Genomic DNA, 7,019 nt, shown 5'->3' on the forward strand with positions numbered 1-7,019 from the left:
TCCAGAATTATCTTTTTTTAGCAGCTAATAGTTTTACTATCAATTACTTGATTTACTTGCTTAAATTTGCGTCGGATAAAACGCAAGAAAATCAGCCATTTTTGAGCAGGATAATCATAGAAAGAAAAAATATCTCCAAAAGCAGCAAAGGCGTTTTGATGATGCAACCAATGCCTTTCGGGCGTAGTGACAAAAAATAAATCACACCAAGATTTCCAAGGTTCTGGAGTTTTCCATTCAAGGATAGAAACATGTCGCCATACTACATGAAACTCACCTAATAGCAAACCAATAATCGTACCAACAGCTGATAAATGCCACAACCAAGGTGTAAATATAAAGTAAGGAACTGCTCCTAACATGCCATCTAGTAATACGAGAGGATTCTTGGTCAAAACTGCATAATGTAGAAAGCTGCGGTTTTTGCCATGATGCACTATGGAATGAAACTTACCAAACACATGTTCTGGAACATGATACAAAAACGTTGAAAAGAAGTCTCCTAGCAAAAGCAACAGCAATGTTGCTGTAATAGCCTTAATAAACTCTAAAGTAACTTCTAAAATAACTTCCAAAGTAAACCCTCACAACTTGATTCAAGCCTAAGAGATGAAGTTAAAGTTGCGTTTATACCAAGGTTAAGAATCAATTTGAGCTAAGTAAATATACTTGAATCGACCATAAATCGTTAAATTAATCTTTAAATCGACTTAACAAAACTTAAGGTTTGGATAAAGCATCTAAGCGATCGCTTAAAAAGCGATACCAAGCTGCTGCAATATCAATATCAGTAAATCTAATGCTAGGCATTTCACCCGTTTTCAGCACTAATTCCAGAGAAATTTTCTTAGCATTCAACGGAAACTCAGCATCTTTTGCATCAAAGAACTTACTATCAATCCGAAATCTAATACGGGCAATGTCTTGAAAAGTAACTGTTTGAATATCTAGGGGATCTTTGCGTGTTGGTCGTCCCCATGTGAGGCGATCGCCTTTCTGTCCCAATACAGCGTAGATGTCATATTTATGACGCTCAAATTGCTCAGCCCACCGTTTATAGGACTCAATTTTTTGGTACTCATTCCATCCTGACCACGCCAGCCAAAAGAACACTACCAGCAACGGCAACCACAATAATCCACGTTCCATAGATTAAAAATTTAGTTTGTTTACTAATAAATCTTGCCGTGCAAAGCACAGCAAGATTTATTTTTATCATTAGCGTGGAACGCTGTCATTTAAATTTTGACCTGCGGTGCATAGCAAAATTTACTTTGATTATCAACGAGTATGGAGGGACTCGAACCCCCGACCCTCAGAACCGGAATCTGATGCTCTATCCAACTGAGCTACATACCCATACTTGCAGCAATCATACCATATTGAATAGTAGCGGCAGCTAGAACCCAAAAGATGAGTGGCGGCGCTTCGCGCCGCCACTCATCTTTTGGGTTCTATGTCCTAAGCAAAACTTACATTGCTATAATTAGCCCGAAGGACTACTTACTTCATGAATTGAAAGAAAATCGTCGTACAGCTAACAAACTACCCAACACACCAATCACCGAGCCAAAGATTACTAATATTGCAGGTAAAATAAGTTGCGATCGCAATTCCGTAGTTAAACCCAAAGTTAGGGATTTAATTAACTCAGGTTGATTAATGATCGCATCACCTAAAAGATTCAGGCTAAGCATCAGCATTAAATAAGCAGTCCCAGCACCTGTAACTCCAAAAAATATGCCTTGCAGTACGAATGGAAAATAAATCCATGCAGCCGTGGCTCCCACCAATTGCATCACCTCAATTTCTCTTCGTCGTGCCAACACAATTAGTCGAATCGTCGTCGTAATAACCGCGATCGCAATCACCGTAAAAATTGCCACGATCGCCACACTGCTATTACTCAAAGCGCGACGGAGTTGACCGATGCGCTCCACCACTTCATTGGTATACCAAACCTCATTGATCCCCTTTAAGCCAGAGATTCGCTTGGCAATATCAGGCACGCGATCGCTAGACACCGCCCGCACCTTAAACTCATCTACTAAAGGATTGCCACCAAGTTGTTGTGTTGCCTGATTAAGATCATTTTTACCCAGATCCTTCATCAAATTTTCCCATGCGTCTTCTTTAGGAATTAGCTTAGCAGCAGCAACACCATCCACTAGCAACAAGCGCGGTTGCATCGACTCACCAACCACATTTTCATCTAGATAGACCGATATCTCCAACTGACTGCCTAGTTGCCCCAGTACATTTTCCAGTTGCCAAGAGATCTGTAAACTTGCCCCAAACAAAAACAACAACACAGCCACCGTACTAATAGCAGCCCAATTCATCCATCCGCCACGCCGCAATCCTAAAAAAGTCTCGCGTAGCAGATAGTCGATTTTAGTAAAGAAGCGAAGGACGTTTTGTACCATAACTTTAAAAGGTTTGTGATGTGGGCGTTGCCCACATCACAAACCAAAACTCAAATTGTGATTGACAGACTACTAGACGATGTAACCATTTTGCAAATGTAAAACAGGATGATTAGCGGCTCTGACCAACTGCTCATCGTGAGTAGTCAAAAGCACCGTCACCCCAAAAGAGTTCAGCTTTTTCAAGATTTTAATTACTTGCCAAGCATTATCAGGGTCAAGATTGCCCGTTGGTTCATCAGCAAGAACTAACGGCGGTGTATTTACGATCGCCCTTGCAATACTTGTCCGTTGCTGTTCTCCACCAGACAACTCTTCAGGGAAACAATCTGCCTTATGCATTAATCCCACCATTTTAAGAGCAGGTTGCACACGGCGTTGAATTTCCTTGTAAGTATATCCCTGAGCCATCAGGACAAAAGCAACATTTTCGGAGACAGTGCGGCGCGGTACAAGTTTGTAATCTTGAAAAACTATGCCAATCTTGCGACGTAACATAGCAAGATTATTACCTTTTAAATTATTTAGGTTAAACCCATTCACAATTACATCGCCATCTGTAGCCTGTTCAGCACCATACAACAATTTCAGTAAGGTTGATTTTCCCGATCCCGAATGCCCTGTAATAAATTTAAAGTCACCTTTATATAGTTCCAAACTAACGTCGCGTAAGCCTACAGCACCATTTGTGTAAGTCTTGCGAACATTTTCTAATTTAACAATTACTGACTTTTGCCCATTTGGCAAATTATCATCAGAAGTCTTATTGGGGCTTGGATTAATTAATGTTGGGTTTGGTTTAGTTGGCAGTTTTAGCATGGGGCGATCGCTTAAATATTCTAAAAAATCTGTGCATAGTTAAACCATGCCCGATCTTTGTACTTGAGATTATACAGACCAAGTCAAGGGATCAACATCAGCTATTGTTGGCAAACCCAAATTAAAGAACACACATCAAAATAAAGCCCAGATTTTTTGTGGTGCGGCGAAGCCACTCCCCAAAAAATCTGGGCTTTATTTTGAGATTTGATTAAAGTCCACCAATGGTGGGCTTTAATCAAATCTGATTTTTTATAATCAAAATTGTCACCCGATTAGAGGAGATATTCTCTAATTTTTGGGTAGCTGTATGCTAAATTATTGCGGGTTCAAGAGCTAAATCTGACAAAAACTAGTAAGCTTTTATTTACTTACTAAGCTTCTAGTTAATACAAGCCCAAATAGATCTCTAATTAAAATGGCTAATTAAACTAAAATATGCTTGCTATCATTGTCGTTTAGAATTTCACCTATCCTGTCAGTGGCAGTGATGTAATCTTCCAAAAAACTAGCTAATCAAGCTAAATCTCCATTCACCAAAATAACTGAGGGGTTATCAGCAGTGGCAGCTCACAAAATACTAGTAATTGATGATAGTCGCGTAATCCGTAACATGGTGCGTGACATGCTCCCGCCAGCAAACTTTGAGGTACTAGAAGCCGCCGACGGCATCAAAGGACTGGAGATGATCCAGCAAGAAAAGCCTTGGATGATCATGCTAGATTTTTTACTACCTCGGATGAGTGGATTTGAGGTTTATGAAACTTTGCAGCAAAGTGCTGAGCTTAGCCGTATCCCACTAGTTTTGATGTCTGGACGCAAGGAAGAGGTAACCAACAAGATTGCAGAGCCATTTGAAGATAAATATCTAGTATTTATCGAAAAACCTTTTGAGCAGAAAGAGTTGATCACAGCTATCAAACGAGCTATGGTCTTAGCGACGAAGCGTCCTATAACTGTCATCGAAAATCGCATCACATCTACAGATGTAGTTTCTCAAGAACGAACTGACGATACTTTAATTAAGCGTATTGAAGAACTAGAAACTAAGCAAAAGCTTTTAGAACAACAGATTGCATCTCAGCAGAAGCAATTCCAGCAACTCGTTGACTTTATCAAGAAAAAACTCAAGTAAAAAATGCATTGCTAACAACTGACAACCACAGAGGGGCAATCTGACATCCCATGAAGTTGTTAGTTGTTTTTCATCATGCAGAGTGGACACAATTTCATTGATTAACAGAACCGTCAGGCATGATAGTTCCGCTTAACTTTGTATGATCTAATTTAGCTAAACTAAGATCAGCTTTTAGAAGATTTGCACCTTTTAAGTTAGCGTAGCTTAAGTCTGCTCTGGTCAATATAGCGCCCCGTAAGTCTACTTTTTCGAGATTAGCGCGACTTAGATCAGCCCATCCTAGATCAGCTCCGCGCAGATCCGATCCACTAAAGTTAATGTGAGTCAAGATTGATTCACTTAGGTCAATACCATGCAACAATACGCCCTGCATATCAGTATCATGTAAATGCGATTGCTCAAAGTTGCGATCGCCTTTAGCATAACGCTCAAGTAATTCAGTCTTAGTTAGAGCCGCATGAGAAGGAAAAGTCATAGTTAAAGACTCAGGAAGGTATTCTATTTCTCATATTAAGAGTAGATGCAGCGAGAAGTATCGACTCTATTAGATAAAGTTACACATTTATTTTTGTCATGACAGATTGGTTACAACGTACAGAACTACTAATTGGAGCAGACGGATTAAATAATCTCAAACGCGCCAATGTTTTAGTTGTTGGCATGGGCGGGGTGGGGAGTTTTGCCGCAGAGTTTTTGTGCCGTGCTGGAATTGGTCAGATGACTATTGTCGATGGCGATCGCGTTGATCCTTCCAATAAAAACCGTCAGATTGTGGCGCTCAATAGCACTGTCGATATTCATAAGGCTGATGTGATGGCAGCAAGAATGCATGACATTAATCCAGACATGCAATTAACGGTAATCAAAGAATTTCTGACTCCAGACTTAATGATGGAGCTAGTAACAACTAAATTTGACTGGGTGTTAGATTGCATTGATAGTCTGCAACCCAAACTTTATTTTCTCGGTGCAGCCGCTACCAATGGAGTAAAAGTTGCTAGCAGCATGGGCGCTGGAGGTCGAGTCGATCCCCAAAAGGTAAGAATTGCGCCAATTTTTGAAACTGATTGTTGCAGATTTGCCTACAAGATTCGCAAAGGTTTACGACGCAAGGGTTTTGCTAATGCCAACATTATTGCAGTTTACTCTGAAGAGTTAGTAAATCGGGAGTCGCTACAATTAACCGATGGCAGTAATTTTAAGCGATCATATTACGGCACAATTTCTTATTTACCTGCTCTGTTTGGCTTAAATCTAGCCAGTGTAGTAATTCGAGACATCATCAAATAAAAAACTTCACTGAGTGAAGTTTTTTATTTGATAGATAATAAGCGAATGGCGGGAATCGAACCCGCAACATCTGCTTGGAAGGCAGAGGTTTTACCACTAAACTACATTCGCAAGAGCATATTTAGTATATGCAGTTACTAATTGTAGCAGCGATCGCGCTATTGTCAAAGCTTTTTTCTAGCAATTCTCATTATGAAACCGATTTTGGTGTTTCCAGCGCCTTTGGCGCTGGAAACACCAAAATCGGTTTTTTGAAAGCCAGCCGTTGGCTGGCTTTCAAAAAACCGATTTTTATAATTAGAATTGCTGGCTTTTTCCTACAAATTTAGAAAGATAACTCTAAATGCTCTCATTAAATTTGCAATTTAAAATTCGCAATAACCTTGATCCATTTCAATCCGATCTAGTACCTTTAAGCCACGCGGTTCACCCAGTTTACGCAATGCATTCCTGGCATCAGTCTGTACGCTGAGGTCATCATCATCTAATGCATAAATTAGCGCATCAACAGCATCATGGTAAATTTCGTTTTGAGTATCAAAATCACGACGCATTTGCACAACTAGCTTACCCAGTGACCACGCACAATTACCACGCACAGCAGACATGGGGTCTTTAGTTAATGCTTCCGTTAAAGGCTCAATTGCTTGTAAATCGCCTAGTTGTCCAAGCGCACTAGCTGCCCATAGACGTACTGCTGTAATATCATACTTAAGAGCAGAGATAAGAGACGTTAACCCTAGCGTAGCGCGACAGGTTCCCAAAGCCCAAACAATCCCCTTGCGAACATATCCATTCCAATCTTGCTTGAGTTGCTCAATTAACGGCTTAATTGCTTCATCGCTCTTATTCCGTCCAAGAGCATAGGCAGCACTGACTCTTACTAGAGGACATTCGTCTTGTAGCAATTCGATAAGACGCGGTACTGCCCTTTGATCTTCTAATTCACAAAAAGCTCTTGCAGCTTGCATCCTCTCTAGAACGGTCACTGAGTTAAGCAGTACTAACATCTCATCAGGATCTGGAAGAGGTATTTCATCTTCAGGTGGCAAATCCAATGGACTTAATGAATTTGATTCAATATCTAAGATTGTTAGGTCGTCATTAAGTGTCATGGCGATCGTCATAGCAAAAAACAGAGCAACGTTGAATGCCCCAAGGTGTAGTTGTTATCTTACAGCGCTTTGTACTGTAATAAACTCTGTATAAAAATTTAAGCTTAGAAACCACCAAAACAATACTAACACCAAAATAAAAAGCACCTAATCTTGAGTAAGATTAGGTGCTTTTTATTAAGATTAAGCTTGGCATCGAGCTATTTTCCCGTAGGGCTACCCCTAAAGTAT

8 protein-coding genes and 2 tRNA genes are annotated in these 7,019 nt (G+C 40.2%); 2 read left to right on the forward strand and 8 right to left on the reverse strand.

Annotated features, from left to right (window positions below; translation table 11 throughout):
* Positions 1-17 precede the first annotated feature (17 nt).
* The 5 genes from H6G05_RS08305 to ftsE form a co-directional block, all read right to left on the reverse strand.
* Complete coding sequence (locus tag H6G05_RS08305; protein ID WP_190577722.1) at positions 18-575, reverse strand: sterol desaturase family protein; 558 nt, start codon at positions 573-575, stop codon at positions 18-20.
* A gap of 145 nt (positions 576-720) precedes the next feature.
* Positions 721-1,149: a hypothetical protein gene (locus H6G05_RS08310; RefSeq protein ID WP_190577723.1), complete on the reverse strand. Its 429-nt coding sequence runs from the start codon at positions 1,147-1,149 to the stop codon at positions 721-723.
* 136 nt (positions 1,150-1,285) lie between these two features.
* A tRNA-Arg gene (locus H6G05_RS08315) sits at positions 1,286-1,359 on the reverse strand.
* 149 nt (positions 1,360-1,508) lie between these two features.
* Complete coding sequence (locus H6G05_RS08320; RefSeq protein WP_190577724.1) at positions 1,509-2,426, reverse strand: cell division protein FtsX; 918 nt, start codon at positions 2,424-2,426, stop codon at positions 1,509-1,511.
* A gap of 72 nt (positions 2,427-2,498) precedes the next feature.
* On the reverse strand, positions 2,499-3,245 hold the full coding sequence (gene ftsE / locus H6G05_RS08325; protein WP_190577725.1) for a cell division ATP-binding protein FtsE: 747 nt from the start codon (positions 3,243-3,245) through the stop codon (positions 2,499-2,501).
* A 562-nt stretch (positions 3,246-3,807) separates the two neighbouring features.
* Here ftsE and H6G05_RS08330 point away from each other — a divergent pair.
* Positions 3,808-4,380, forward strand: a complete 573-nt coding sequence (locus H6G05_RS08330) for a response regulator (RefSeq protein ID WP_190577726.1) — start codon at positions 3,808-3,810, stop codon at positions 4,378-4,380.
* A 94-nt stretch (positions 4,381-4,474) separates the two neighbouring features.
* On the opposite strand, the gene H6G05_RS08335 is transcribed toward H6G05_RS08330, so the two are convergent.
* Positions 4,475-4,858: a pentapeptide repeat-containing protein gene (locus tag H6G05_RS08335; protein ID WP_190577727.1), complete on the reverse strand. Its 384-nt coding sequence runs from the start codon at positions 4,856-4,858 to the stop codon at positions 4,475-4,477.
* Positions 4,859-4,956: 98 nt separating this feature from the next.
* Here H6G05_RS08335 and H6G05_RS08340 point away from each other — a divergent pair, with 98 nt between their 5' ends.
* Positions 4,957-5,673 carry a tRNA threonylcarbamoyladenosine dehydratase gene (locus H6G05_RS08340; RefSeq protein WP_190577728.1) on the forward strand — a complete coding sequence of 239 codons (717 nt, stop codon included), beginning with the start codon at positions 4,957-4,959 and terminating at the stop codon, positions 5,671-5,673.
* A 40-nt stretch (positions 5,674-5,713) separates the two neighbouring features.
* Here H6G05_RS08340 and H6G05_RS08345 read toward each other — a convergent pair.
* Positions 5,714-5,784 (reverse strand) — tRNA-Gly (locus H6G05_RS08345).
* A gap of 254 nt (positions 5,785-6,038) precedes the next feature.
* On the reverse strand, positions 6,039-6,788 hold the full coding sequence (locus H6G05_RS08350; protein WP_190577729.1) for a HEAT repeat domain-containing protein: 750 nt from the start codon (positions 6,786-6,788) through the stop codon (positions 6,039-6,041).
* Between the last annotated feature and the right edge of the window lie 231 nt (positions 6,789-7,019).

Origin of the sequence: Phormidium tenue FACHB-1050 (assembly GCF_014696925.1) — a bacterium.
Taxonomy (GTDB): domain Bacteria; phylum Cyanobacteriota; class Cyanobacteriia; order Pseudanabaenales; family Pseudanabaenaceae; genus Pseudanabaena.

Coding starts and splice junctions, on each gene's coding strand:
- H6G05_RS08340 (WP_190577728.1), top strand. CDS start 4,957: ATGACAGATTGGTTACAACGTACAGAACTACTAATTGGAGCAGACGGA.
- H6G05_RS08310 (WP_190577723.1), bottom strand. CDS start 1,149: ATGGAACGTGGATTATTGTGGTTGCCGTTGCTGGTAGTGTTCTTTTGG.
- ftsE (WP_190577725.1), bottom strand. CDS start 3,245: ATGCTAAAACTGCCAACTAAACCAAACCCAACATTAATTAATCCAAGC.
- H6G05_RS08335 (WP_190577727.1), bottom strand. CDS start 4,858: ATGACTTTTCCTTCTCATGCGGCTCTAACTAAGACTGAATTACTTGAG.
- H6G05_RS08320 (WP_190577724.1), bottom strand. CDS start 2,426: ATGGTACAAAACGTCCTTCGCTTCTTTACTAAAATCGACTATCTGCTA.
- H6G05_RS08350 (WP_190577729.1), bottom strand. CDS start 6,788: ATGACACTTAATGACGACCTAACAATCTTAGATATTGAATCAAATTCA.